This is a genomic window from Streptomyces sp. NPDC093510 (assembly GCF_040683555.1).
Lineage (GTDB): Bacteria > Actinomycetota > Actinomycetes > Streptomycetales > Streptomycetaceae > Streptomyces.
On sequence record NZ_JBFBEE010000009.1, the window covers coordinates 196,278 to 219,775 of the forward strand.

A 23,498-nucleotide genomic window follows, 5' to 3' on the forward strand; every position below is an offset into this window, starting at 1 on the left:
TCCTGGGACGCATCCTGGACGAGTCCTGGACGCGCGCCGGTGTGCCCGCCCCCGTTCTGCCGGACGGGGGCGGGCACCTTGCCGTGTCAGCGCGTCAGCGCGGTGCGGCCCGCAGGACGAGCCGCTTGGGGTGCAGGGTGATGCCGACCCGGGTGCGGATGTCGGTCTCCTCGACCGGCTCAAGACGCCACTTCGGCACCACCGTCCCGAGGATCAGGGCGAGTTCGGCCAGGCTGAAGTGGTCCCCGGGGCACTTCCGGTTGCCGACGCCGAACGGCATCATCGCGAACTCCGGCACGTCACCGGCTCGTTCCGGATTCCAGCGGTCGGGGTCGAACTCGAGGTTCCGCTCGAAGGAACGCGGGTCGCGCTGCATCGCGTACACGCTGTAGACGAGGTCGGCGTCCGCCGGAATCGAAAAGCCGCCCAGTTCGGTTTCGGCCACGGCCCTGCGCGTGAATATCCAGGCGGCAGGCCGGATACGCATCGCCTCGGTGACGACATTGCGGGTGTGCGGCAGCTCCTTGAGATCGGCGAATGTGATCGCGCGATCCGGGGCCACGGAATTTACCTCTTCAACCAACCGCCTTTCCTGCTCGGGGTGTTCGGTCAGCAGGTGGAACGTCCACGCCAGCGTCGACGCGACATTCTCCGCGCCCGCCACGACGAGCGATACGACGTTGTCGTGGATCTCCTGGTCGGCTATGGGCTCCCCGGTTTCGTCCCTGGCCCGCAGCAATTCGGCGAGCAGGTCGTCCGGGGCGCCTGGTCCGGCCGCGCGGCGCTCGGCGATGATCTCGTCGACGAGCGCGTGCAGATCGGCGAGCGCCCTCTCGAACCGCCGGTTGGCGGGGGTCGGCACGCGGTGGAGCGGGCCGACCGAGAGCACCATCCTGCGGTAGAGCCCGTCGAAGACGGTGTGCAGCGAGTCGGCGATCCGGTCCGCCTTGTCCCGTATCGAGTCGACCTCCAGGAGCGAGCGCGAGACGATGCGCACCGCCGTGCGGAACATCTCGGCGCTCACGTCGACGGTGGCGCCCGGCTGCCAGCGGGCCGCCGTGGCGCGCGCCTCCTCCTCCATCACCTTGGCGTAGTCGGCGATCCGCTCGGGCCTGAAGGCGGGCTGCATCATGCGCCGCTGGCGCCGGTGCAGTCTGCCGTTGCTGGTCGCCACGCCCTTGCCGAGGAGCACCTCCAGGGTGTCCCAGAGCGGTCCGCCGACGATGTACTCGGGGTTCTTCAGCATGGCTCCGACCAGTTCCGGATCGCACACCGCGTAGGCCGTTTTGGGTCCCAGCCTGATCCGTACGAGGTCCCCGTGGTCGCGCAGCGCCGAGAGGAAGCCGAGCGGGTCGCGCACCAGGTTCCAGGCGTGGCCGAGCACGGGGGCTCCGCCGCGGACGAGGGGCGGGGTGCGCAGCGGGCCGGTTCCGGGAGTGGCCGGCGCGGGTATTGCGGATTCGACGCTCATTCCTCACCTACCAGTTCGTTTTCCGCCAGGGCTGTTTCCGTCACATACGGGGGCATGGACCTGTCGTCCCAGCTGTCCACCCGATAGCGGCCGGATTCATGATGGAACCAGTACACGGAAGAGAACCAGTTCCGCATGTTGAAGACGCATGATTTCACCGCGTCCGCGAGTTCCCTGCCACCCTCACTTTCGTCCGCCAATTCTTCGACGAACAGCAGCACTTCCTGTTCTGCTTCGATGAAGTCCGTGACGCATTGGCTGACGCGCCTGTGGACTTCCCGCACCGCCTCTTCGAGTCGCATTCCCTCGTGCTGGATGAGACTGATTCCGAGATTGTGGAGTTCGTCTCCCGCGAGTTCTTTCGGCAGGGAGCACAGGTCGTTGTACCAGGCCGAGAAGTCCTGGGTCGCCAGTGCCGCCCGCCGGTACGCGGGGTGTCTCCGTACGGCGCCCGGCAGTTCGCGGCGCGCGGTGGGTTCCAGGAGGTCGATCCACGCCCAGTGCGCGAACGTGAGGCGGCGCAGCTCGATGTACGCCTCGACCGTGGGCACGGTGCCGAAGCGCCGGTTCCTGAACTCCTGGTCGTACGCCTCGATCACCGGGTGGAAGTGCCGGGCGAACCGGGCGTTCCAGCTGGGGCCGAGGAAGGAGTACAGGCGCTGGACACAGTCGGCGAACCCCGCGACCAGTGGGTCCCTGTGGTGCAGGTACTGCCTGGGGGTGTTCAGGGCGCCGTGCAGGCCACGGCACAGCCGCCGCCACTGGGCCGCCCTGCCGTGCACGGAGTCCCGGTCGTGCCGGTCGTCCCAGGCGAAGAACCAGCTGCTGAGGTCCGCTATCGCGGTGAGCAACTCGTCCGGCGCGCCAATGTAGTAGCCCGCGACCAGATCCGTGTAGCAGAGGCTGTCCGCGTACCGCTCGACCTTGTCCGGGGGCATCAGCCGCATTTCGCGCAGCCAGGTCCTGGACTTCTCCTGAAGCTTTGGCCAATACGGATGCAGACGGCGAGGGAAGGCTGCTTCGATCACCGGAAGGGCCAGTGCCGGCGGCACCGATACCGCCGACGAACGTGGCCGTGCGTGTGGATGTGTCGGTGAAGTGCTTCCGGAATATGCAGGCACGAACAAACCCCTTTCAGCCGCCCTGAGGACACACGCCCCTCCCGCCGTGCCGGGCGCGCGCCGTTGCGTATCCCCGCGCTTTCCATTCAGCACCACAACTGACCGTTCAGGGAACAGATTTGCGCCATTCACTACCCCCCAGTGCCGAGAACATCCCCTTACGTGACTGAATATGGATCACTGGCAGCTTGATTTGCTCGCACAGGCGAGCGGCTTGGGTCAGCACATGCCAACGGCCCCTGGTCAGGAGGTAGTTCCTGAACCAGGGGCCGCTCGCGTCACGCGGTTCCCGCGCCTCTCAGGCGCCGCGGGAGTCAGTCATTGGCCACCACGGGGTAGCGCGGGGTGCCTTCTTCCATCTGCCGCAGCGCGTCCTTGCGCTCCCTCTTGGAGAGACGGTCGATGTACAGGTAGCCGTACAGGTGGTCCGTCTCGTGCTGCAGGCAGCGCGCGAAGTAGCCCGTGCCGCGCACCTTGATCGGGTTGCCCTTCTCGTCCTGCCCGGTCACCTCGGCGTAGTCCGGGCGGGCCAGCGGGGCGTAGGCGGTGGGGACGGAGAGGCAGCCCTCGCCCGAGTCGTCGAGGCTGCGCCGGTCGGCCGGCAGGTCCTGGAGCACCGGGTTGCAGACCACGCCGACGTGGCGCACGCCGTCGTCGTCCATGCAGTCGTAGACGAAGACCTTCAGGTCGACGCCGACCTGGTTGGCGGCCACGCCGACGCCCTGCGCGACGCGCTGGGTCGCGAACATGTCGTCGATCAGCTTCGCGAGGTCGTCGTCGAAGGCCGTGACGTCCTTGCACTCCTTGTGCAGCACCGGGTTGCCGACGACCGTGATCGGCCGGGACGTGCCGCGCTCGCGGTAGGCCGTCTCACGCTCCTCGCAGTCCTCCGTGTCGATGACGAAGCCCTCGTCGTCGACGGGGAGCACCCCGCCGGAAGCCTGCTGCTCAGTGTCCTGCGCCATGTCCGCCGTACGCCTTCCTTGGAACCCTCAAGAGTTTGTGCCGGTACAGCCTACGGCGAAGTGTCAGCAGACCTCTTCGAGATCCCGCCAGTCACGGGAATCCGGGCTGTCCGCCACCCAGCCGTCGAGCAGGCCGCGCACAAGGCCCGCGGGCGCCGCGAGGCCGCACTCGCGCTCCGGCACCCAGAGCGCGCCCGGACTGCGGTGGCCGAGCGGGCCCGGATGCCCGGGCTCGCTGTGGTCGTGCGGGTCCAGGTGCTCGCCGTCGCCCTCGTCGCTCGGCATCCGGGACTCGGAGCACATCCGGCAGAGCAGCCGCACGGACGACGACCAGTCCTCGGCGGCGAAGCCCGCGTCGGCCGCGAGCCGCTCCAGGGCGTCCCGGTCGTCCTCGGTGGCGGCCTCCAGGAGGACCACCCAGGTCGGCACGGGCGAGGGCGCCCACAGCTCGATCTCGTCGAACACGGGGTACGAGTGTCCGTCCGCCGTCGTCCGCTCGCCATGCGGGACGCCGTCGTGCAGCACGACCTCGCCCCAGCGGCGCCCCGAGGAGGGCAGCGGAATGGACAGGACCTCCATGCGCGCCGGGTCCAGGCGGCGGCCCCACACGACCTCGGCCTCGCCCTCCGGGGAGAGCCGCACGGCCGCGCTGCCGAGGTCCATGCCCGTGGGCTCGCCGGAGGCGGCCACACCGCCGGGCACCCGCAGGCCGTACGCCTGCCAGGCGCGGCGGGCCAGGGGCCAGTCCTGAAGGGCGGTCGCCGCGATGCCGACGTTCCACCAGTCGGGGGCGCCCGCGGAGCGGTCCAGGAGCGCGACGGCACGCAGCCCGGCCGCCCGCGCCTGCTCCCAGTCGTGCCGGAACTTGTGCAGCAGCGCCAGGTTGAACCAGGACTCGGACAGCCAGGGTTCCAGATCCGCCGCGCGCGTGAGCAGTGCCCCCGCGTCCTCGTACCGGCCGTCGCCGATCAGCGTGAACGCGCGGTCGGTCGCCTGCCGCCATGAGGCGGAGGGCCGGTGCCGTCCCTTGCCGAAGATCCTCACGATTCCCGCCTGATTCCCGCCTGCCACGTAATGCGTAGGTCACATCTCGTTCGGGCACGGCGTCGGGTCGTACCCCCGCGCGCCCTCTTCTTCGCATCCAACCACGTACGGTCGGACAGCCGCTCATTACCCATGGGTTACCCAGCCGCGCTCGAGGTAAGGCCATTCCTGGACAGCACCCGCGCCAAGGCCTCCACGACCTCCGGCTGATAGTCGCGGCCGGTCGCCAGGCGCAGCCTCTCCAGGGCGTGGAGGGGGCCGCCCAGCGCCCCTGAGGGTCCTTCTCCCCGCGCCATCTCGTCGTACGCGTTCGCGGTCCGCACAATACGCGCGGTGAGGGGCTGCTCGCGGTACGGGTCGGCCTGGCGCTCCACCACGACGGCGACGGCGGCGTCCACCCCCGTCTGCCGGACGACGGCGCCGCCGAGCAGGGCTATTCGCCGCTGTTCCGCCTCGGGGAGCGCGGCGGTGGCCCCTTCGGGGACGGGGTCGACGAGGGACAGCTGCCCGATGTCGTGCATCAGCGCCGCGTGCTCCAGGACGGTGAGGTCCGTCGCGGAGAGCCCGAGGTCCCGCCCCACGGCCCGGCTCAGCCCGGCCACGCGGTGGGCGTGGCCCTGCGGGGTGTATCCGGCGATCTCGGTGGCCCTGGCCAGGGAGGCCATGGTCTGCCGGTAGGTCGCCCGCACCGCCGCGTACCGCCGGAAGGACAGCTGGGTGAGGAGCAGCGGAAGGCTGAAGACGGGCAGCGCCCACAGGCCCGCCACGGCCACCGCGAGCGCCATCACGGCACCTGTCGCGCAGACGGCGGAGCCGATGCCGGGCATCGCCCGCAGCTCCTCCCGCAGCAGCGGCCCGAACGGCCACCGGGTGCGGGCGTGCGCCGTCACGGCGGCGAGGACGGCGTCGCAGAGCGCGGTGAGGACGAGCAGGGCGACGATGACGAGCGCGAAGTACGGCCCGTGCCCCACCCACTCCCCCAATTTGCCGGAGTTGTAGAGGGGTTGGAAGCAGGCCGCGGCGAACCCCGCGGTCAGCACGCGTCGCGCCATGTGGTCCAGCGTGGGTCCGCGGCCGAGCGCCACGTTCGGCACCGCTCCCACGAGGGCCGCCGCGACCACCACGGCGATCACCTGCAGCACTCCGTGGTGCGTGGCCCGCCCGGAGCTCTCACCGAGCAGGGCGTACGCGAGCGCCCCCGCGGCACCGAGCGGCGCGGGCTCCCGGTCCCCGCCGCTCCCCCACCGGGCCAGCTCGCCGAGGGCGATCAGCACGCCGAAGGCGAGGGCCGCCCGGCTCTCGGTGATGCCGTGCCAGAGCGTCCAGGCGAGGGAGACGGCGGCGAGCAGCGCGGCCAGGCAGGTGACCGTCGGGGGCAGGCGGGGCGCGGCGTTCACCGGGCCGCCGTACGGGGTACCGCGGGCGCGGGCAGGTCGGGGCCGGGCGGCAGGCCGCCGCCCTGTTCGGGCACGTCCGCCGTGACCTCGGGGTGCCAGCCGTGCCGGTCCAAGGCCCGCGCCAGTGCCCCGACCATCTCGGGGTCGAACTGTGCGCCGGCGCAGCGGATCAGCTCGGCCACGGCCGCCTCGACGGGCCGGGCCCTTCGGTAGGACCGCGTGGACGTCATGGCGTCGAAGGCGTCGGCCACCGCCACCACCCGCGCGCACTCGGGGATCTGCGGGCCCGCGAGGCCGTACGGGTACCCGCTGCCGTCGATCCGTTCGTGGTGGTGCAGGATCGCCGCCCGCGCCTCGCCCAGGAAGCCGATGCCGCGCACCATCTCGTGCCCGTACTCGGGGTGCAGTTCGATCACGCGCCGCTCCTCCGGCGTCAGCGGCCCGTCCTTGCGCAACAGCCGGGTGGGCACGCCGAGTTTGCCGACGTCGTGCAGGATTCCGGCGAACCGCAGGACCTCGACGCGCTCGTCGTCCATGCCCAGCTCGCGCGCGATCATCACGGAGGCGCGGCCGACGCGCTCACTGTGCCCGCGGGTGTACTTGTCCTTGATGTCGACGGCCTGGACGAGGGCGCGGATGGTGGCCTGGTGGGCGGCCCGCTCGCGGTGGTACTGCGCGAAGACCCAGCAGGAGACGCCCATCGGGAGCAGGACGAGCAGGGCGGCGGCGGGGCCGTAGGGGCTGGTCCAGAGCACCGCCATCATCAGGCCGGCGAGGCCGTGCACGGTGACGGGGGCGAGCGAGCGCAAAAAGAGGCCGCGCCAGGCGGTCCGCGCCGGGACGCGTTCGGCGGTCACCAGGACGCCGCCGTCCAGCGCGGTGAGCACGGCGGAGAACGCCAGCACGGTGGCTCCGGCGGGCCCGAGGACGTACGGGAAGTCGGGGGCGGTACTGGCGGCGGGGCCGCCCAGCGCCGCGTACACCCGCGCGGACACCCAGGCTGCCAGGGCGAGTTGGGCGGCGCGCCAGATGCGGCGCACCCAGCGGGGGCGCCGGTCGACGCGGGCGAGCAGCGCGCCGGGCACGGCGACGAGCGCGGCGGCCGACGGCGGCAGCAGGAACACCCCGGCCAGGAGTACGGGGAAGAAGGTGGCGAGGCCGCGGGGGGCGCGGCGGCCGACGAAGCGGCATCGGGTGATCTGCTCGCACCCGGCGTACAGGACGGCGAGGAGCGCCACGGCCGGCCACGACGGGTGCTCGCCCGCCGCGGGCACGGCGCAGGCGAGGCCGGTCAGGGCGACGCACAGGATGTAGACGCGGGCCCGCACCGGCACCGACCGCATGGAGTTCTCCTCCCCGTTTCCGGTCCGGAGACTAGAACGGCGGTCCACCGGCCAGCGCCCGGCTGCCGGTAATTAGCACGTTCGAGTGACGGGAGAGGAGAACGGGTTCTGGAGCGGGGCCCTGGAGCGGGCCCCGGGCGGTCAGGCCTCCGAGGGGGCCGCGTCCTGGGTGACGTCCTGCTCGGGGACGGTCTGTCCGGAGCGGATGAGGTCGATGCGGCCCATCACCTTGGCGCGCAGGTCGACAGGGACGTCGTCCTGGCCGCAGCAGCGCTTCACCAGCTTCTTGACCGCCTGCTCGAGGCCGTACTTCTCCAGGCACGGAGAGCACTCCTCGAAGTGCGTCTCGAACTTGGTGCAGTCGCTGTCCGGCATCTCGTGGTCGAGGAACTCATAGAGATGGTCCAGGACTTCACTGCAGTCAGTCTCGTGCGGCTCTCCGCAGCTCATGAGCCCGAGCCTTTCGTTCCGTTCGACTCCCCGGCACCCGCCGGGACGAGCCCGCGCTCACGGGCGTAGTCCTCCAGCATGCCGCGCAACTGGCGGCGGCCCCGGTGCAGTCGGGACATCACCGTACCGATGGGTGTCCCCATAATGTCCGCGATCTCCTTGTACGCAAAGCCTTCTACGTCGGCCAAATAGACGGCGATGCGGAATTCCTCGGGGATCGCCTGCAGAGCCTGCTTCACGTCCGAGTCCGGCAGGTGGTCCAGCGCCTGCGACTCGGCTGAGCGCAGACCGGTGGACATGTGCGACTCGGCGCGCGCGAGCTGCCAGTCCTCGATCTCCTCGGCGGCGCTGCGCTGGGGCTCGCGCTGCTTCTTGCGGTACGAGTTGATGAAGGTGTTGGTGAGGATGCGGTACAGCCACGCCTTGAGGTTGGTGCCCTCGCGGAACTGGTGGAACGACGCGTACGCCTTGGCGTAGGTCTCCTGCACCAGGTCCTCCGCGTCCGCCGGGTTGCGCGTCATGCGCAGCGCCGCCGAGTACATCTGGTCGAGGAACGTCAGTGCGTCCCGCTCGAAGCGGGCCGTGCGCTCCGCGGCCGTCTCGGAAGTCTCCGAACTCTCTCGGGGCTGCTCCGCCTGGCCGTGCTCGGTCCCTGCGTCGGTCCCAGTGACCGGACCCACCTCCTCCAACGACGTGACGAGGCCGAAAGCAGCCCCACTCGAATCGGAGGATAGACGACGACCCGGTCCCCGCGCCGCCCGAATAGATGCGGTTTTGGGTGCGCTCAGCACCGTCCACTCCAGGTCAGAGGCGCTGGAGCGGTTCGGGCAGATGGTCGAACCCATGCGGCGGACTCCCTCTCGTACGAACAGCTGTCAACGGTGTTCACCGTCTGTCCGCAACAACAGAGGTCACCCGTCCAACATTCCCGTCCACCGGGTGACGCCGTCCGTGATGCGCTTCACTGCCTCGTCCTGCCCGATGTCCGCGCGCTTGGGCACGGCGAACCCGTGGTCGCCGTACGGAATCTCCACCAGTTCGTACGTGCCTTCGGGGAATTCGGCGGGCTTCCCGAAGGGGTCGTTGCCGCCCTGCACGACGAGCGTGGGCACCCCCGCGCCGAGCAGTTCGTCGGCGCGGGACTTCTCCGGCTTGCCCGGCGGGTGCAGCGGGAAGCTCAGGGCGAGGACGGCGGCGGCGCCCAGCTCGACCGCCGTGCGGCAGGCCACGCGCGCGCCCGCGCTGCGGCCGCCCGAGATCACGGGGAGCCCCTTCTTCTCCAGCGCCGGCCAGATGCCGCGCCACCCCGTGTCCAGCGTCTTCGGCGCGGGCGCGAGCTTCTTGCCCGCGACACGCCAGGGCTGCTCCACGAGGGCGACGGTCACGCCGTGCGCGGGCAGCGCGGCGGCGAGGGCCTGGAGGTCGCGGGCCTCGATGCCGCCGCCGGCGCCGTGGCTCACGGCCAGCACGAACCTGGCCTTCTTCGTGGCCGGGTGCCAGGTGATCCGTGCCGTGCCGGCGTCGGTCCCGACCGTCTCGCTCTGCGTCATATGTGTCACGTGCGTCACGTCAGAAGAGTGTGCCCTCTTCGGGTCCTTCGAGCTCCTTCAGCAGCTCCGGACCGTTGTTGCGCACGTTGCTCACGGCGGTGGACACCGGGAAGGCCCGCATCAGTCCGTGCGGCGGCGGCTCCAGGAGAGTGCGCAGGTCCTCGGCGTCCGTACGGGACGGGTCCAGCCAGGCGTCCCAGCGGTCCGGCGTGAGCATCAGCGGCATGCGCGGGTGGATGTCCGCGAGGGAGCGCGGGCCCTCCTCGGGGGCGACGGCGAGGGGCGTGGTCTCCGCCTCCGTGGTGATCACCGTGCAGGTCACCCACCAGGCGAGGGGGTGCTCGTCGGGCAGCGTCTTGTCCCGCCAGAATTCGTAGAGCCCCGCCATGGCGAAGACCGAGCCGTCGGCGGGCGTCACGAAGTAGGGCTGCTTGCGGGGCCGCTTCTTCTTGCCCTCGACCTCCAGCTGCCGTTCGTCGGGCGCGGTCACCCACTCGTAATAGCCGTCGGCCGGGATGACACAGCGACGGGAGGTGAAGGCGCGGCGGTAGGAGGGCTTCTCGTGGACGGTCTCCGCACGGGCGTTGATCATCCGCGCGCCGCCCTCGGGCGTCTTGGACCAGGAGGGCACGAGGCCCCACTTCAGGGTGCGCAGCTGGCGAACCGGACGCTGGTCCTCGGCGTCTTTCAGGGGACGGTCCAGGACCGCGTAGACCTCTTTCGTGGGCGCCACGTTGAAGTCGGGGGCCAGCGCCTCCTCCGGCTCCCACTTCTCGATCTCAAAGGTCGCCGCGAGATCCTCGGGCCTACGACTGGATGCATACCGTCCGCACATACGTGCCAGACTGCCAGACCCCGTACCACCAGAGGAGCCGGTCCCAGCAATGGCCATAGGAATCGAAACCGCCGCTGACGCCGGCCTGACCGACCTCTGGGACCGCGTCTTCGGCACCCAGCCGGCGCCCGAGCAGTGGCTGGTGATCGCGGCCGGCGTCGTCGCCCTCGCCGTCGTCGTGCCGCACTCCATATGGCGCCTCGCCCGCAACGCCATCACCATCGCGCACGAGGGCGGCCACGGCCTGGTCGCCCTGCTCACCGGGCGCCGCCTCGACGGCATCCGGCTGCACTCCGACACCTCGGGCCTGACCGTCTCGCGCGGCAGGCCCACCGGGCTCGGCATGATCCTCACCGCGGCCGCGGGCTACACCGCGCCCCCGCTGCTCGGCCTGGGCGGCGCGGCGCTGCTCGCCTCGGGGCGCATCACGGCGTTCCTGTGGATCGCGACCGCGCTGCTCGTCGTGATGCTGGTCATGATCCGCAACGCGTATGGCGCGCTGACCGTGATCCTCACCGGCGGCACGTTCCTGGTCGTCTCCTGGCTGGCGAACACCGACGTACAGGCGGCGTTCGCGTACGCGGTGGTGTGGTTCCTGCTCCTGGGCGGTGTACGTCCCGCCTTCGAGCTGCAGTCCAAGCGCAGGCGCGGGGGCGCGGGCGACTCGGACGCGGACCAGCTGGCGCGGCTCACGCACGCCCCCGCGGGCCTGTGGCTCTTCCTCTTCCACGCCGTCTCGCTCTGCTCCCTGATGGGCGGGGCGCGCTGGCTCCTTGACGTCTGAGCGGCGTCCCGGCCAGCCACTAAAGTGAGGGCATGACCGAAACCCCGGCGAACACCGCCCTCTGGCCCGCCCCGCACGCAAGCGGAGCCGTCACCGCGACGGTCCACGTCCCCGGTTCGAAGTCGGTCACCAACCGCGCGTTGGTCCTGGCGTCGCTGGCCGCCGAGCCGGGCTGGCTGCGCCGCCCGCTGCGCTCCCGCGACACCCTGCTGATGGCGGGCGCGCTCCGCGCGATGGGCGTCGGCATCGACGAGACCGTGTCGTCGAGCTCGTCCGTCGCGGGCGGCAAGGACACGTCCGGCGAGGCGTGGCGCGTGATCCCCTCGCGCCTGCACGGTCCGGCCACGGTCGACGTCGGCAACGCCGGTACGGTCATGCGCTTCCTTCCCCCGGTCGCGGCCCTCGCGGACGGCCCGATCCGTTTCGACGGCGACCCCCGTTCGTACGAGCGGCCCCTGCACGGCGTCATCGACGCCCTGCGCGCACTCGGCGCCCGCATCGACGACGCCTCTCAGGGCAGCCCCGGCGCGCTGCCGCTGACCGTGCACGGCGGCGGCGCCCTGGAGGGCGGCCGGGTCGAGATCGACGCCTCGTCCTCCTCGCAGTTCGTCAGCGCCCTGCTGCTCTCGGGTCCGCGCTTCAACCAGGGCGTGGAGGTCCGGCACGTGGGCGGCCCGCTGCCGTCCATGCCGCACATCCGGATGACCGTCGACATGCTCCGCGCCGTCGGCGCCCAGGTGGACACCCCCGAGGCGGGCGGCGAGCCGAACGTGTGGCGGGTCGCTCCCGGCGCCCTCCTCGGCCGCGACCTGACCATCGAGCCCGACCTGTCGAACGCCCAGCCGTTCCTCGCCGCGGCTCTGGTCACCGGTGGCACGGTCACCGTCCCCGACTGGCCTGCCCGCACCACGCAGCCCGGCGACGCGCTGCGCGAGATCTTCACGGAGATGGGCGGCTCCTGCGAACTGACCGAGCAGGGACTGGTGTTCACCGGCTCCGGCTCGATCCACGGCATCGACGTGGACCTCAGCGAGGTCGGCGAGCTCACCCCCGGCATCGCGGCGGTCGCGGCCCTCGCGGACTCCCCCTCGACGCTGCGCGGCGTCGCCCACCTGCGCCTGCACGAGACGGACCGCCTTGCCGCGCTGACCAAGGAGATCAACGAACTGGGCGGCGACGTCACGGAGACCGCCGACGGCCTGCACATCCGGCCGCGCCGGCTGCACGGCGGCGTCTTCCACACGTACGACGACCACCGCATGGCGACCGCGGGCGCGATCATCGGCCTCGCGGTGGAGGGCGTGCAGATCGAGAACGTCGCGACGACGGCGAAGACGCTCCCGGACTTCCCCGACCTCTGGACCGGGATGCTCGGGAACTGACGGGCGGAACGAGAACATGCGCCGCTACGGCAAGAACCCCGACGAGGACGACATCCGCGTCCGCCCCAACCGCAAGGGCAACCGCCCCCGCACCCACACCAGGCCCAAGCACGAGGACGCGGCCGAGGGCATGGTCCTCACCGTCGACCGGGGCCGGCTCACCGTCCTGGTCGACGACCGGATCGTGATGGCGATGAAGGCCCGCGAGCTGGGCCGCAAGGCCGCCGTGGTGGGTGACAGGGTCGCGGTGGTCGGGGACCTCTCCGGCAAGAAGGACACACTCGCCCGGATCGTGCGGATCGCGGAGCGCACGTCCGTCCTGCGACGCACCGCCGACGACGACGATCCGTACGAGCGGGTGGTCGTCGCCAACGCCGACCAGCTCGCCATCGTCACGGCGCTCGCCGATCCCGAGCCGCGGCCGCGGCTGATCGACCGGTGCGTCGTGGCGGCGTACGACGGCGGTCTGGAGCCCGTCCTCGTCCTGACCAAGTCGGACCTGGCCTCCGCCGACAAGCTCCTGGAGACCTACTCCACCCTCGACATCCCCTATGTGGTCACCAGCCGCGAGGAGTTCACCGACGGCGCGGAGCTCGCGCGGATCCACGAACTGCTCGACGGCAAGGTCACCGCCTTCGTCGGGCACTCGGGGGTCGGCAAGACGACGCTCGTCAACGCGCTCGTCCCGGAGGAGCGGCGGCGTACGACCGGGCACGTCAACGCGGTCACGGGCCGCGGCAGGCACACCACGACGTCCGCGCTCGCACTGCCGCTCGCGGATGTGGGCGGCTGGGTGATCGACACGCCGGGCGTACGGTCGTTCGGTCTCCACCACGTCGACCCGTCCCGCGTCATCCTCGCCTTCCCCGACCTGGAGCCGGGGACGGCGGACTGCCCGCGCGGTTGCAGCCACGACGAGAAGGACTGCGCTCTGGACGCCTGGGTGGCCGCCGGGCACGCGGACCCGGCCCGCCTCTACTCACTGCGCAGGCTGCTCTCGACACGGGAGCGACGAGACGACGACTGACCTCCGCGTTGTTTGCGCCACGACGGCGAAGGTAAATGCATAATCGCACCCAGCCGGATGCAGGCCGGGCGAAGTGGCCGCGGATCGTGGACGAGTACGGGGAGGCATGGACATGGCGTGGCTGCTGGTCATCGTCGCCGGGATTCTCGAGACCGGCTTCGCGGTCTGTCTCAAGCTGTCGCACGGATTCACCAGGCTCTGGCCCACGATCGCGTTCGCCTGCTTCGCCCTCGGCAGCTTCGGTCTCCTGACCCTCGCGCTGAAGAAGCTGGACGTGGGGCCCGCGTACGCGGTCTGGACGGGCATCGGCGCCGCGGGCACCGCCATCTACGGCATGATCTTCCTCGACGACCTGGTCTCCACGCTGAAGATCGTCTCGATCTCCTTCGTCATCATCGGCGTGATCGGACTCCAGCTGTCGGGCTCCGCGCACTAGCTGTATCGAACACAACCGGCGCCCGCGTCTACTTGGCGCCCACCCAGCGCCCTATGGCCCCGCGGACCACTTCCGCGGGGTCGTCGTCGTTGCCGGCCGGTGCGACGACGTACGACAGGGCGAGGCGGACGGCGCTCTCGCAGGCACGGGCGAGTTCGGGGTCCCGGGCTCTGCCCCGGCCGCCGAGCGCGAGCACGGCCCGGTCCCGTACGAGCGCGAGCAGTTCGGCGGCGGTGGGCACCCCCGCGTCCGCGCGGCGCTGCGCCGGTACCGAAGAGGTCGACCCGGCGGCCCGGCTCGGCACGGGCAGCCGCTCGCTCCAGCAGCCGGTGAGGGCGGCCCGTACGAGCGCGTTGCCGCGGGCCGCGCCCACCGTCCAGGCGGCCACCGCGGCGAGCCGGTCGGCGGGTTCGCGCTCCTCGGCGAGGGCCCGCTCGACGCCGTGCAGATAGCCGTCCGTCTCGCGCCGAAGCAGGGCGCGGGCCAGGCCGTCCTTGCTGCCGAACTCGTTGTACAGGGTCTGCCGGGACACCCCGGCGGTGGCCGCGACGTCGACCATGCGGACGCCGGGCCACGGCCGCCGCGCGAGCGCCGTGTACGCCGCGTCCAGTAAGGATTCCCGTGCTGCAGGCATCGTTGCCTCCCCGGGCCCAGGGCCGGACAGGCCCAAAGGGGCTCCCGTGCCAGAGTTGACGCGCTCAGCAGCACTGTCAATAGCTCCGGCGCGCTGTCGACAGCTCCGGCGCGTGCGCGGGCGAGCGCGCCCGCCGCCCGGCGCTGTGGATCGTGCCGAACGAGATCGATACTGTTCACCCATGCCCGACTACCACGATGATCTGCGTCTCGCCCACGTCCTCGCGGACACCGCCGACGCCGCGACCATGGCCCGGTTCAAGGCCCTCGACCTGAAGGTCGAGACCAAGCCGGACATGACGCCGGTGAGCGAGGCCGACAAGGCCGCCGAGGAGCTGATCCGTGGCAACCTCCAGCGGGCCAGGCCGCGCGACGCGATCCTCGGCGAGGAGTACGGCGTCGAGGGCACGGGACCGCGCCGCTGGGTGATCGACCCGATCGACGGCACCAAGAACTACGTACGGGGTGTGCCCGTGTGGGCCACGCTCATCTCGCTGATGGAGGCGGGCGAGGGGGGCTATCAGCCGGTGGTCGGCGTCGTCTCGGCGCCCGCGCTCGGCCGCCGCTGGTGGGCCGCGAAGGGCGGCGGCGCGTACACGGGCCGCTCGCTCACCTCGGCGACCCGGCTGCACGTCTCCAAGGTCTCGCGGCTCCAGGACGCCTCGTTCGCGTACTCCTCGCTGACGGGGTGGGAGGAGCAGGGGCGTCTTGACGGCTTCATGGACCTGACGCGCGCGGTCTGGCGCACCCGCGGCTACGGCGACTTCTGGCCGTACATGATGGTCGCCGAGGGCTCGGTCGACCTCTGCGCGGAGCCGGAGCTCTCGCTCTGGGACATGGCGGCGAACGCGATCGTGGTGACGGAGGCGGGCGGCAGCTTCACCGGTCTCGACGGCAGGCCGGGCCCGCACAGCGGCAACGCGGCCGCGTCGAACGGCCTGCTCCACGACGAGCTGCTCGGCTATCTCAACCAGCGTTACTGAGCGCGCGAGCGGCTCCGGGCGGCTCGGCCGGCGCACGCCCGCGCGCCGCACGCCCTGAACTGACCGCACGCACCCTCTTGCTGGGCTCCGGCATGGCTGCAACTCTGAGAGTCCCCCCACTTGTGAACTTGTGAATCCGTTCTCCAGCAGGTAGCGGAGGCAATCCTTCGCCCACCGGGAGGCCGCGGTTTCACCAAGGAGGTGGCTCACGCCCATGCTCGTCCGCGACGCCATGAGCTCGATGGTCCTCACCATCGGCCCCGCCCACACTCTCCGTCAGGCCGCCCACCTGATGGCGGCCCGCCGCGTCGGCGCGGCCGTCGTCCTGGACCACGACACCTGTGGCATCGGCATCCTCACCGAGCGGGACATCCTCATCTCCCTGGGCCTCGGCCAGGACCCGGACCAGGAGATCGCCGGCACGCACACCACCACGGAGATCGTCTTCGCCTGCCCCTCGTGGACCCTGGAGGACGCCGCCGACGCCATGTCGCACGGCGGCTTCCGGCACCTGGTCGTCATGGACGGGAACGAGCCGACCGGCATCGTCTCGGTCCGCGACATCATCCGCTGCTGGGCACCCGACCGGCGCGCGGCGGCCACCGCCACGATGGCGGGCTGAACGCGGCGGCGGGCCGGCCCCCGTGAGGGAACCGGCCCGCCGCTCTCCTACGACAAGTGGTGCTGGTCAGCCGCGCAGGGCCTGGACCGCGGCTTCCAGCCGCTTGCCGAAGTCACCGTCGGCCTGACGGAAGTTGTCGATCGCGCGCTCCGCGATGTCGTCGCGCGAGACCTTGGAGATGAAGCCCGCCAGGTTCTCGATCAGGCGGCCCTTCTCGTCCTCGGACATCAGGCGGTAGAGGTTGCCCGCCTGCACGAAGTCGTTGTCCTCGGCGTGCCTGGCCGGCTCGTGGTTGCCGGTGCCGCCCGTGACCGGGACGGACTGCCACAGCGGCCGGTCCGTCTGGAACGGTCCGCCGAAGCTGTTCGGCTCGTAGTTCTTCGCGCCCTTGTGGCGGCCGTCGTACAGGAGGCCGTCACGGGAGTGGGTGCGCGCCTCGGTGGCGTGCGGGCGGTTCACCGGCAGGTGGTCGGCGTTGATGCCGACGCGGTAGCGGTGGGCGTCGCCGTACGCGAAGAGGCGGCCCTGGAGCATCTTGTCCGGGGAGGGGCCGATGCCCGGCACGAAGTGCGCGGGGCTGAAGATGGCCTGCTCGACCTCGGCGAAGACGTTCTCCGGGTTGCGGTTGAGCTCCAGCTTGCCGATCTCGATCGGCGGGTAGTCCGCGTGCGGCCACACCTTCGTGAGGTCGAACGGGTTGAAGCGGTAGTTCGCCGCGTCCGCCGCCGGCATGATCTGCACCTGCACGGTCCAGGACGGGAAGTCGCCGCGCTCGATGGACTCACGCAGGTCGCGCTGGTGGGAGTCCGGGTCCTTGCCCGCGAGGATCTCCGCCTCCTGGGCGGTGAGGTTCTTGATCCCCTGGTCGGTCTTGAAGTGGTACTTGACCCAGAAGACCTCACCGGCCTCGTTGTTCCACTGGAACGTGTGCGAGCCGAAGCCGTCCATGTGGCGGTACGAGGCGGGGATGCCGCGGTCGCCGAAGAGCCAGGTCACCTGGTGCGTGCTCTCCGGGGAGAGGCCCCAGAAGTCCCAGACGTTGTCCGCCTCCTGCGAGCCCGTGTATGGGTCCCGCTTCTGGGTGTGGATGAAGTCGGGGAACTTGATGGCGTCCTTGATGAAGAACACCGGGGTGTTGTTGCCGACGAGGTCGTAGTTGCCCTCTTCGGTGTAGAACTTCAGCGCCCAGCCGCGCGGGTCGCGCACAGCGTCGGCCGAACCGAGGTTTCCGGCCACGGTGGAGAACCGCAGAAACGTCTCGGTCTCCTTGCCGACCTCGGAGAGGAACTTCGCACGCGTCCACTGCGAGACATCCCTGGTCAGCGTGAAGGTGCCGTACGCACCCGCACCGCGTGCGTGCACGATCCGCTCCGGGATCCGCTCGCGGTTGAAGTGGGCGAGCTTCTCCAGCAGCGCCTGGTCCTGCACCAGAACCGGTCCGCCGACGCCCGCGGTCTCGCTGTTCTGGTTGTCGGCCACCGGCGCGCCGGCCTCCGTGGTGAGCGGTCCCTGCGTCACGTGCGCCTCCTGCGTCATTCCTGCAAGTCCTGTCCGTCGGCCCTGTCCCTTGGCGTTTGCCGTACTCGATCCTACGATGGACTTTGTCTAAGTCAAGCGAGAATCCAAAGTCACACCCGTTCGGGACTGAGTCCCCTGCCTGTTAGGCTGGCTTCCATGAGTGACCTGTTGGAACGACTGCGCGGACGCGGCTGGCGCATGACAGCGCAGCGGCGCGTCGTGGCCGAGGTCCTCGACGGGGACCACGTCCACCTCACGGCGGACGAGGTGCACGCCCGCGCCACGGACAAGCTGCCCGAGATCTCCAGGGCGACCGTCTACAACACACTGGGCGAGCTCGTGACCCTCGGCGAGATCCTCGAAGTCTCGACCGACCGCCGCGCCAAGCGGTACGACCCGAACGCGCACCGCCCCCACCAGCACCTGGTCTGCGCGCGCTGCGGCGCCATCCGCGACGTCCACCCCACGGGCAACCCCCTCGCCAGCCTCCCCGACTCGGAGCGCTTCGGCTTCACGGTCGAGGACGTGGAGGTCACGTACCGGGGCGTCTGCCCGAATTGCGCGACGGCGTAGGCCTTTCGCGGCCACGAACATCGACAACACCCCGAAGGCCCCCGGCACCTCATGGTGCCGGGGGTCTTCGTCGTGCACCTCACGGCCGGTGCCGACCCCTTCCAGTATCTGACTGATCGTCATATTCTCTGCGGCGCCCGACATCCGCCTGCCCTCCGCGAGGAGAAGCCGTGGAAGATCCGCACCCCAAACTCCGCGCCCGCGCAGTGACCAGAACCTTCGGCCGGGCCCCAAGGGCGGTGCACGCCCTGGGCCCCATGGACCTCGACATGGCCCCCGGCGAGTTCACCTGCGTCGTCGGCCCCTCGGGGTGCGGAAAGTCGACCCTCCTCCGCATCGCCGCCGGCCTCCTGCGCCCCAGCTCCGGCGAGCTGAGCATCCGCACGGCCGCCCGGCGCCCCGTCGCGATGATCTTCCAGGACTACGGCATCTACGACTGGAAGACCGTCCAGGCCAACGTCAGGTTCGGCCTGGACATCCAGCGCGTCCCCCGCAAGGAGGCCAACGCCCGGGCCAGGGACTGGCTGACCCGCATGGGCCTCGCGGACTTCGCCGACGCCTACCCCGCCGCCCTCTCCGGAGGCATGCGCCAGCGCGTGGCGATCGCCCGCGCGCTGGCCGTGGAGCCCGAGATCCTGCTGATGGACGAGCCCTTCGCGGCCCTCGACGCCCAGCTCCGCACCATCCTTCAGGATGAGCTCCTCGCCCTCACTCAGAACACCCGGACCACCACCCTGTTCATCACGCACAGCCTCGAAGAGGCCATCGTCCTGGGCGACCGCGTCCTGGTGATGTCGGCCCGGCCGGGCCGCGTCATCGCCGAGCGCCGCCCGCCGTTCCCGCGCCCCCGCACCGGAGAGGTCCGCACGGCACCGGAGTTCACCGAGCTCAAGAGCGAGTTGTGGGAGCTGCTGCGGGCCGAGGTCGGCACGGAGGCCGCGGCATGACCACCACCACCGGCAAGAGCCCCGCCCCACGGGACGCCCCGGGCGACGCCTCGCGCGAATACGTACTGGTCAGAAGGCCCGGCCCGCAAGAGCTGCACCCGGTCCGCACCCATCGCCGCCGCCGCGCCCTGGAACTGTCGCTCGCCGTGGGCGTGCCCGCCGCGCTGATCCTGCTGTGGCAGCTGGCCGCCGTCCGGGGCTGGATCGACGACCGCGTCTACCCCGCGCCGCAGACCATCCTGGAGGACGGCTGGCACCGCGCGGCGGACGGCGAGCTGTGGCCGGACGTGTGGGCCACGCTGAAGCGCGTGCTCGCCGGGTACGCGATCGGCACGGTCGCCGGGTACGCGCTGGGCCTCCTGATGGGCTCGCTCTCCGTCGTACGAGCCGCTCTCGAACCCACCCTCGACGCGCTGTACGTCGTCCCGAAGCTGGCGCTCCTCCCCGTCTTCCTCAACATGTTCGGCCTGGGAGAGGGCCCGCAGATCGCCCTCGTCGCCACCACGGTCTTCTTCTTCGTCTGGATCTCGACGATGGCGGCGGTCCTCGCCGTACCCTCCGGACACCGCGACGCGGGCCAGGTCTTCGGCGCCTCGCCCTGGCAGATGTTCCGCCACGTACTGCTGCCCGCGTCCCTGCCCGCCGTCCTCGTCGGCGCGCGGATCGCCGCGGGAGTCGCCGTCCTGGTGATCGTCGCCTCGGAGCAGATCGCGGCGGCCGACGGCCTCGGCCACCTGATCTTCGACTCGCGCGCGCTCTTCCAGAACGACGTGATGTTCGTCGGCATCGTCTGTGTCGCCCTGCTGGGCGTCGTCTTCTCCGAACTGGTGCGGATCGCGGGCCGGTTGCTCACACCCTGGGCACCGCGCGACCGCGGCCGGAGCCAGTCATGACCCGGACCCTTGTACGTATACGTGCCTTACGCATGTGTGCTGTACGTCCACGTGCCCTACGTATACGTGCCCTACGTCCACGTGCCCTACGTCTACGTAGAAGACCGCTCGGAGGCGCCATGCGCACCCGCACCACCGCACTGTCACTGCTCGTGGCGGGCTCGCTGCTCGCCGCCGTGGGCTGCGCGAAGAGCGACGACGACCGGGAGGCGGCCGCCCCGACCGAGCCCCGCACCGTCACCTCCGTCCCCGGCTGCGGCAAGGGCAGTTGGACCGATCCCGCGGACCTGTCCCCCGACAGGAAGCCGGCCCGCTGCGCCCCGGACACGCCCGCGCCCGAACCGCTCGCCGATGAGCGCAGCCTCACGATCGCGACCGGCACCCTGAGCGCCGAGTACGTCGCGCCCCTCCAGATGGCCGTGGAGAAGGGCGAGTTCGCGAAGGAGAACCTGAACGTCGACCTCAAGGTGCTGCCCACCCCCGACGCGCTCCCCCTGCTCGCGAAGGGCGATGTCGACGCCCAGTGGGCGGCTCCGGAAGCAGCCGTGATGAACGGCATCACCAGCGGATTCGACATCAAGTGGACGGCGGGCAACTTCTCCCCGGACCCCCGCTCCAAGAGCGGACTGTGGGTACGCCTGAAGAAGGACGAGACCGCGGCCCGCGTCCCCATGGCGGGCCGCAAGCTCGGCACGATGATCGGCAAGGGGTCCGTCATCGCGTACCCCATGAACAAGGCGCTGAAGAAGCACGGCGGCGGGCTCGACGAGATCCAGTTCCAGCAGTTGGGCTCGGCGGACGTCCTGACCGCCCTCCAGAACGGCGGCACCGACTCGGCCTGGCTGCTCGACCCGGTCTGGCGCAAGGTCGACGGCGACAAGCGGTACGCGTTCCTGGGCGGCCAGCCCCAGGCCGAACCGCTGGGCGGCCTCCTCTTCGGCCCGAACCTCCTCAAGAAGGACCCCGACGCCGGTGTCGCGCTGCTGCGCGCGTACATCCGGACGGTGAACACGTACTTCGCGGGCGACTACAAGGCGGACAAGGCCTTCGCGACGAAGCTCGCCAAGCTCCTGGACACGGACGAGGACGTCCTGCTGTCCACCCCGCCGCTGCGCATGGACTGGGAGATCCGCAAGGGCACGACGGACCGCCTCCAGGACGCGTACCGCGCGGCGGGCGTCTCGAAGGGCGACAAGGTGCCGGAGAAGAAGGCGGTGGACCGCACGCTGTACGAGGAGGCGGTGGGGCACAAGTAGCACCGGCACGAGACACGGACGCCGAGCACGCCGAGAATACTGAGCACGCCGAAGGCCCGGAACCTTGATCGGTTCCGGGCCTTCGGTTTCAGTAGCGGGGACAGGATTTGAACCTGCGACCTCTGGGTTATGAGCCCAGCGAGCTACCGAGCTGCTCCACCCCGCGTCGGTAAACACAACAGTACGTCAACGCTACGACCAGCGCAAATCCGTTCTGCCGGGCTCTCCGACAGGCCCCGCGGGCCCCGGGGCGGAGCTACGCGGAAAGCTCCTGCCGCAGGGCCTCGCGCAGACGCCCCGCCCGCTCGGAGACCTCCGCGGGGCCGAGGTCGACCGCCCGCGAGGCCCACCGCTGCCCCTGTGCCAGCTGCCCGCGCCGGGCGTACAGCAGGGCGAGGCGGAGCGCCGCCCGCCCGTGCCCCGCGTCGGCGGCCCGCGTCCACCACAGCGCGGCCTCCGGCTCGCTGCCCTCACGGGCAAGGAGCAGCCCGAGGTTGAACGCGCCGTTCCGGCTGCCGGCCTCCGCGGCCTTGCGGTACCACCGCGCGGCCTCGACGATGTCGCCGCGGCCCGACGCGAGCATGCCCACCCGCACCTGGGCCCGCCGGTGTCCCTGCTGGGCGGCCCGCTCGTACCACTCCTCGCACTCGGTCTTCTCCGCTGCGGGCTCACCGAGCGCGGGCGGGCCCGCCGGGGGGCGCCGCGCGTCGAGCAGCATGCCGAGCCGGTACGCCGCCTCGGCGCTGCCGCCGCCCGCCGCGCACCGCAGGTGCCGCTCGGCCTCCTGGTCCTCGCCCTCGCGCAGCCGCGCGGTGCCGACCTGGAGCGCGGCGTCGGTGTGCCCGGCGGCGGCCGCGCGCTCGTACCACCGCAGGGCGGCGCCCTCGTCGTCCCGGCTCGCGTACAGGATGCCGAGGTTGAACGCGGCGTCGACGCTGCCCGCCTCCGCGGCCTTGGAGAACCACGGCTCGGCCCCCGCCGCGTCGCCGCCCTGGAGCAGCAGCACGGCGAGCGCGTTGGCCGCCTCACGGTGTCCTGCGTACGCGGCGCGGCGGTACCACTGGTCGGCGTGCGCGGTGCGGCCCTGCTCGGCGCAGAGCAGCCCGAGGTTGTACGCGCCGTTCACGTCGCCCGCGTCCATGGCGGCGCGGTACCAGCGCTCGGCGGTCTGCGTCTCGCCCCGCTCGGCGTGCAGCGCACCCAGCGCGTTCGCGGCGTTCCCGTCGCCGTCCTGGGCGGCCTTGAGCCACCACACGGCGGCGCTCTCCTCGTCGCCCGCGTCACGCAGCAGGAAGCCGAGCGCGCAGGCCGCCCTGGCCTCCCCGTCCTTGGCGGAGTTGAGGTACCAGCGGCCGGCCTCCTTCAGCTCGCCGCGCCGCTCCAGGATCGCGCCGAGGTGCAGCGCGGCGCGCCGGTGGCCGCGGGCGGCCGCCTGGCGGTACCACTGCTCGGCCTCGTCGGCGGGCGTGCGCGCGGCGTCGTCGCCACGTCCCGCGCGCGGGGACGGCTCGGTGCGCTCCGCGCCGGCCCGCCGGTCGAGCGAGCGCGCCAGGCGGTACGCGGCCTCGCGGTGGCCGCGCTCGGCGGCGACCCTGAGCCAGCGCTCGGCGCCGACGTCACCGCGGTGCTCCAGGAGGTCCGCGAGCGCGTACGCCCCGAGGGTGTGGCCCTGCTCGGCGGACTGGCGCAGCCAGTACTCGGCGGCCGGCTCGTCGCCGCGCTCGCGGTGGTGGCGCCCGAGCGCGTGCGCGGCCGCGGCGGATCCTGCGACGGCGGCGACCCGCCACCAGCCGGCCGCCTCGTCGGCGTATCCGCGCTGGTGGAGGAGGACTCCGAGGTTGTTGGCGGCGGCGCGGTCGCCCTCGGCGGTCGCCGCGCGCAGCAGAGATTCGGCCCCGTCGAGGTCACCGCGGCGCAGCAGAAGGCTTCCGAGAACGCTCATGGAGTCCACGTCGCCGGCCTCCGCGGCCAGCCGGTGGCGCATCTCCTCCGCGGCCGCCCCGGGATCCTCCCGGTCGGCCGGCTGCACAAACCGCCCTGTCTCCAACAGAGTTGCCTTGTCCCCCATAACGTCCATCGTCGCACCACCTGCAACCTGGGTACACCTGGTATACCGCAGCCAGTGAGGTCACTTCAGCGTTTTGTCGACATGCCCACAGAGAGATAAGTCAAACACAGATCTCCCAACTCTCCCCCCGCAGCGCGCCGTTCACGTGTGTTGGCATAGGACACCCGCACACGACGGGCACCGGCACCGGGCACACACGA

23 protein-coding genes and 1 tRNA gene are annotated in these 23,498 nt (G+C 71.3%); 10 read left to right on the forward strand and 14 right to left on the reverse strand.

From position 1 onward, the window contains the following. Window positions 1-94: 94 nt before the first annotated feature. The 10 genes from AB0N81_RS16660 to AB0N81_RS16705 form a co-directional block, all read right to left on the reverse strand. Complete coding sequence (locus AB0N81_RS16660) at window positions 95-1,471, reverse strand: cytochrome P450 (protein WP_365358743.1); 1,377 nt, start codon at window positions 1,469-1,471, stop codon at window positions 95-97. Continuing rightward, entirely contained in the window at window positions 1,468-2,592 is a 1,125-nt protein-coding gene (gene cyc1 / locus AB0N81_RS16665) for an epi-isozizaene synthase (protein ID WP_365358745.1), read from the reverse strand. Before cyc1 ends, AB0N81_RS16660 begins: the two co-directional genes overlap by 4 nt. A gap of 314 nt (window positions 2,593-2,906) precedes the next feature. Continuing rightward, a complete protein-coding gene (gene def / locus AB0N81_RS16670; protein ID WP_365358747.1) occupies window positions 2,907-3,557 on the reverse strand; it encodes a peptide deformylase in 651 nt (216 codons plus the stop codon). A 63-nt stretch (window positions 3,558-3,620) separates the two neighbouring features. Next, window positions 3,621-4,601: a hypothetical protein gene (locus AB0N81_RS16675; protein ID WP_365358749.1), complete on the reverse strand. Its 981-nt coding sequence runs from the start codon at window positions 4,599-4,601 to the stop codon at window positions 3,621-3,623. Window positions 4,602-4,738: 137 nt separating this feature from the next. Next, window positions 4,739-5,998 carry an HD domain-containing protein gene (locus tag AB0N81_RS16680; RefSeq protein ID WP_365358751.1) on the reverse strand — a complete coding sequence of 420 codons (1,260 nt, stop codon included), beginning with the start codon at window positions 5,996-5,998 and terminating at the stop codon, window positions 4,739-4,741. Beyond that, entirely contained in the window at window positions 5,995-7,341 is a 1,347-nt protein-coding gene (locus tag AB0N81_RS16685; RefSeq protein ID WP_365358753.1) for an HD-GYP domain-containing protein, read from the reverse strand. The genes AB0N81_RS16680 and AB0N81_RS16685 overlap by 4 nt, the downstream gene beginning before the upstream one ends. A gap of 141 nt (window positions 7,342-7,482) precedes the next feature. Beyond that, window positions 7,483-7,791: a mycothiol system anti-sigma-R factor gene (gene rsrA, locus AB0N81_RS16690; protein ID WP_365358755.1), complete on the reverse strand. Its 309-nt coding sequence runs from the start codon at window positions 7,789-7,791 to the stop codon at window positions 7,483-7,485. Then, window positions 7,788-8,471 (reverse strand): sigma-70 family RNA polymerase sigma factor, encoded by a 684-nt coding sequence (locus AB0N81_RS16695; protein WP_365358756.1) that lies wholly within the window; start codon window positions 8,469-8,471, stop codon window positions 7,788-7,790. The genes rsrA and AB0N81_RS16695 overlap by 4 nt, the downstream gene beginning before the upstream one ends. Window positions 8,472-8,702: 231 nt before the next feature. Beyond that, complete coding sequence (locus tag AB0N81_RS16700) at window positions 8,703-9,341, reverse strand: alpha/beta family hydrolase (RefSeq protein ID WP_365358982.1); 639 nt, start codon at window positions 9,339-9,341, stop codon at window positions 8,703-8,705. Between the two features lie 19 nt (window positions 9,342-9,360). After that, the gene (locus tag AB0N81_RS16705; protein WP_365358758.1) at window positions 9,361-10,176 is read right to left on the reverse strand and encodes an SOS response-associated peptidase; all 816 of its coding nucleotides are present in this window, start codon (window positions 10,174-10,176) and stop codon (window positions 9,361-9,363) included. A gap of 49 nt (window positions 10,177-10,225) precedes the next feature. Here AB0N81_RS16705 and AB0N81_RS16710 point away from each other — a divergent pair, with 49 nt between their 5' ends. From AB0N81_RS16710 to AB0N81_RS16725, 4 genes are all read left to right on the forward strand, one after another. Beyond that, complete coding sequence (locus AB0N81_RS16710) at window positions 10,226-10,960, forward strand: M50 family metallopeptidase (RefSeq protein WP_365358760.1); 735 nt, start codon at window positions 10,226-10,228, stop codon at window positions 10,958-10,960. A gap of 32 nt (window positions 10,961-10,992) precedes the next feature. Continuing rightward, window positions 10,993-12,342, forward strand: a complete 1,350-nt coding sequence (gene aroA, locus AB0N81_RS16715) for a 3-phosphoshikimate 1-carboxyvinyltransferase (protein WP_365358762.1) — start codon at window positions 10,993-10,995, stop codon at window positions 12,340-12,342. A 16-nt stretch (window positions 12,343-12,358) separates the two neighbouring features. Then, complete coding sequence (gene rsgA, locus AB0N81_RS16720; RefSeq protein ID WP_365358764.1) at window positions 12,359-13,369, forward strand: ribosome small subunit-dependent GTPase A; 1,011 nt, start codon at window positions 12,359-12,361, stop codon at window positions 13,367-13,369. Window positions 13,370-13,481: 112 nt separating this feature from the next. After that, on the forward strand, window positions 13,482-13,805 hold the full coding sequence (locus AB0N81_RS16725) for a multidrug efflux SMR transporter (protein WP_362996345.1): 324 nt from the start codon (window positions 13,482-13,484) through the stop codon (window positions 13,803-13,805). A 28-nt stretch (window positions 13,806-13,833) separates the two neighbouring features. Here AB0N81_RS16725 and AB0N81_RS16730 read toward each other — a convergent pair whose 3' ends face one another. Continuing rightward, window positions 13,834-14,439: a TetR/AcrR family transcriptional regulator gene (locus AB0N81_RS16730; RefSeq protein ID WP_365358765.1), complete on the reverse strand. Its 606-nt coding sequence runs from the start codon at window positions 14,437-14,439 to the stop codon at window positions 13,834-13,836. A 181-nt stretch (window positions 14,440-14,620) separates the two neighbouring features. On the opposite strand from AB0N81_RS16730, the gene hisN reads away from it, so the two are divergent. Then, window positions 14,621-15,421, forward strand: a complete 801-nt coding sequence (gene hisN / locus AB0N81_RS16735; RefSeq protein WP_365358767.1) for a histidinol-phosphatase — start codon at window positions 14,621-14,623, stop codon at window positions 15,419-15,421. A 214-nt stretch (window positions 15,422-15,635) separates the two neighbouring features. Next, window positions 15,636-16,043: a CBS domain-containing protein gene (locus AB0N81_RS16740; RefSeq protein WP_365358769.1), complete on the forward strand. Its 408-nt coding sequence runs from the start codon at window positions 15,636-15,638 to the stop codon at window positions 16,041-16,043. 66 nt (window positions 16,044-16,109) lie between these two features. On the opposite strand, the gene AB0N81_RS16745 is transcribed toward AB0N81_RS16740, so the two are convergent. Beyond that, the gene (locus tag AB0N81_RS16745) at window positions 16,110-17,579 is read right to left on the reverse strand and encodes a catalase (protein WP_365358771.1); all 1,470 of its coding nucleotides are present in this window, start codon (window positions 17,577-17,579) and stop codon (window positions 16,110-16,112) included. Between the two features lie 138 nt (window positions 17,580-17,717). On the opposite strand from AB0N81_RS16745, the gene AB0N81_RS16750 reads away from it, so the two are divergent. The 4 genes from AB0N81_RS16750 (at window position 17,718) to AB0N81_RS16765 (ending at window position 21,230) form a co-directional block, all read left to right on the forward strand. Beyond that, on the forward strand, window positions 17,718-18,134 hold the full coding sequence (locus AB0N81_RS16750) for a Fur family transcriptional regulator (protein WP_365358773.1): 417 nt from the start codon (window positions 17,718-17,720) through the stop codon (window positions 18,132-18,134). Between the two features lie 170 nt (window positions 18,135-18,304). Beyond that, window positions 18,305-19,081 (forward strand): ABC transporter ATP-binding protein, encoded by a 777-nt coding sequence (locus tag AB0N81_RS16755; protein WP_365358776.1) that lies wholly within the window; start codon window positions 18,305-18,307, stop codon window positions 19,079-19,081. Continuing rightward, entirely contained in the window at window positions 19,078-19,974 is an 897-nt protein-coding gene (locus AB0N81_RS16760) for an ABC transporter permease (RefSeq protein WP_365358778.1), read from the forward strand. The genes AB0N81_RS16755 and AB0N81_RS16760 overlap by 4 nt, the downstream gene beginning before the upstream one ends. Window positions 19,975-20,093: 119 nt before the next feature. Then, window positions 20,094-21,230: an ABC transporter substrate-binding protein gene (locus AB0N81_RS16765; protein ID WP_365358780.1), complete on the forward strand. Its 1,137-nt coding sequence runs from the start codon at window positions 20,094-20,096 to the stop codon at window positions 21,228-21,230. Between the two features lie 92 nt (window positions 21,231-21,322). Here AB0N81_RS16765 and AB0N81_RS16770 read toward each other — a convergent pair. Together AB0N81_RS16770 and AB0N81_RS16775 are read right to left on the reverse strand one after the other, a co-directional pair. Further along, window positions 21,323-21,396: transfer RNA gene (locus AB0N81_RS16770), tRNA-Met, on the reverse strand. 90 nt (window positions 21,397-21,486) lie between these two features. Continuing rightward, complete coding sequence (locus AB0N81_RS16775) at window positions 21,487-23,307, reverse strand: sel1 repeat family protein (protein WP_365358782.1); 1,821 nt, start codon at window positions 23,305-23,307, stop codon at window positions 21,487-21,489. Between the last annotated feature and the right edge of the window lie 191 nt (window positions 23,308-23,498).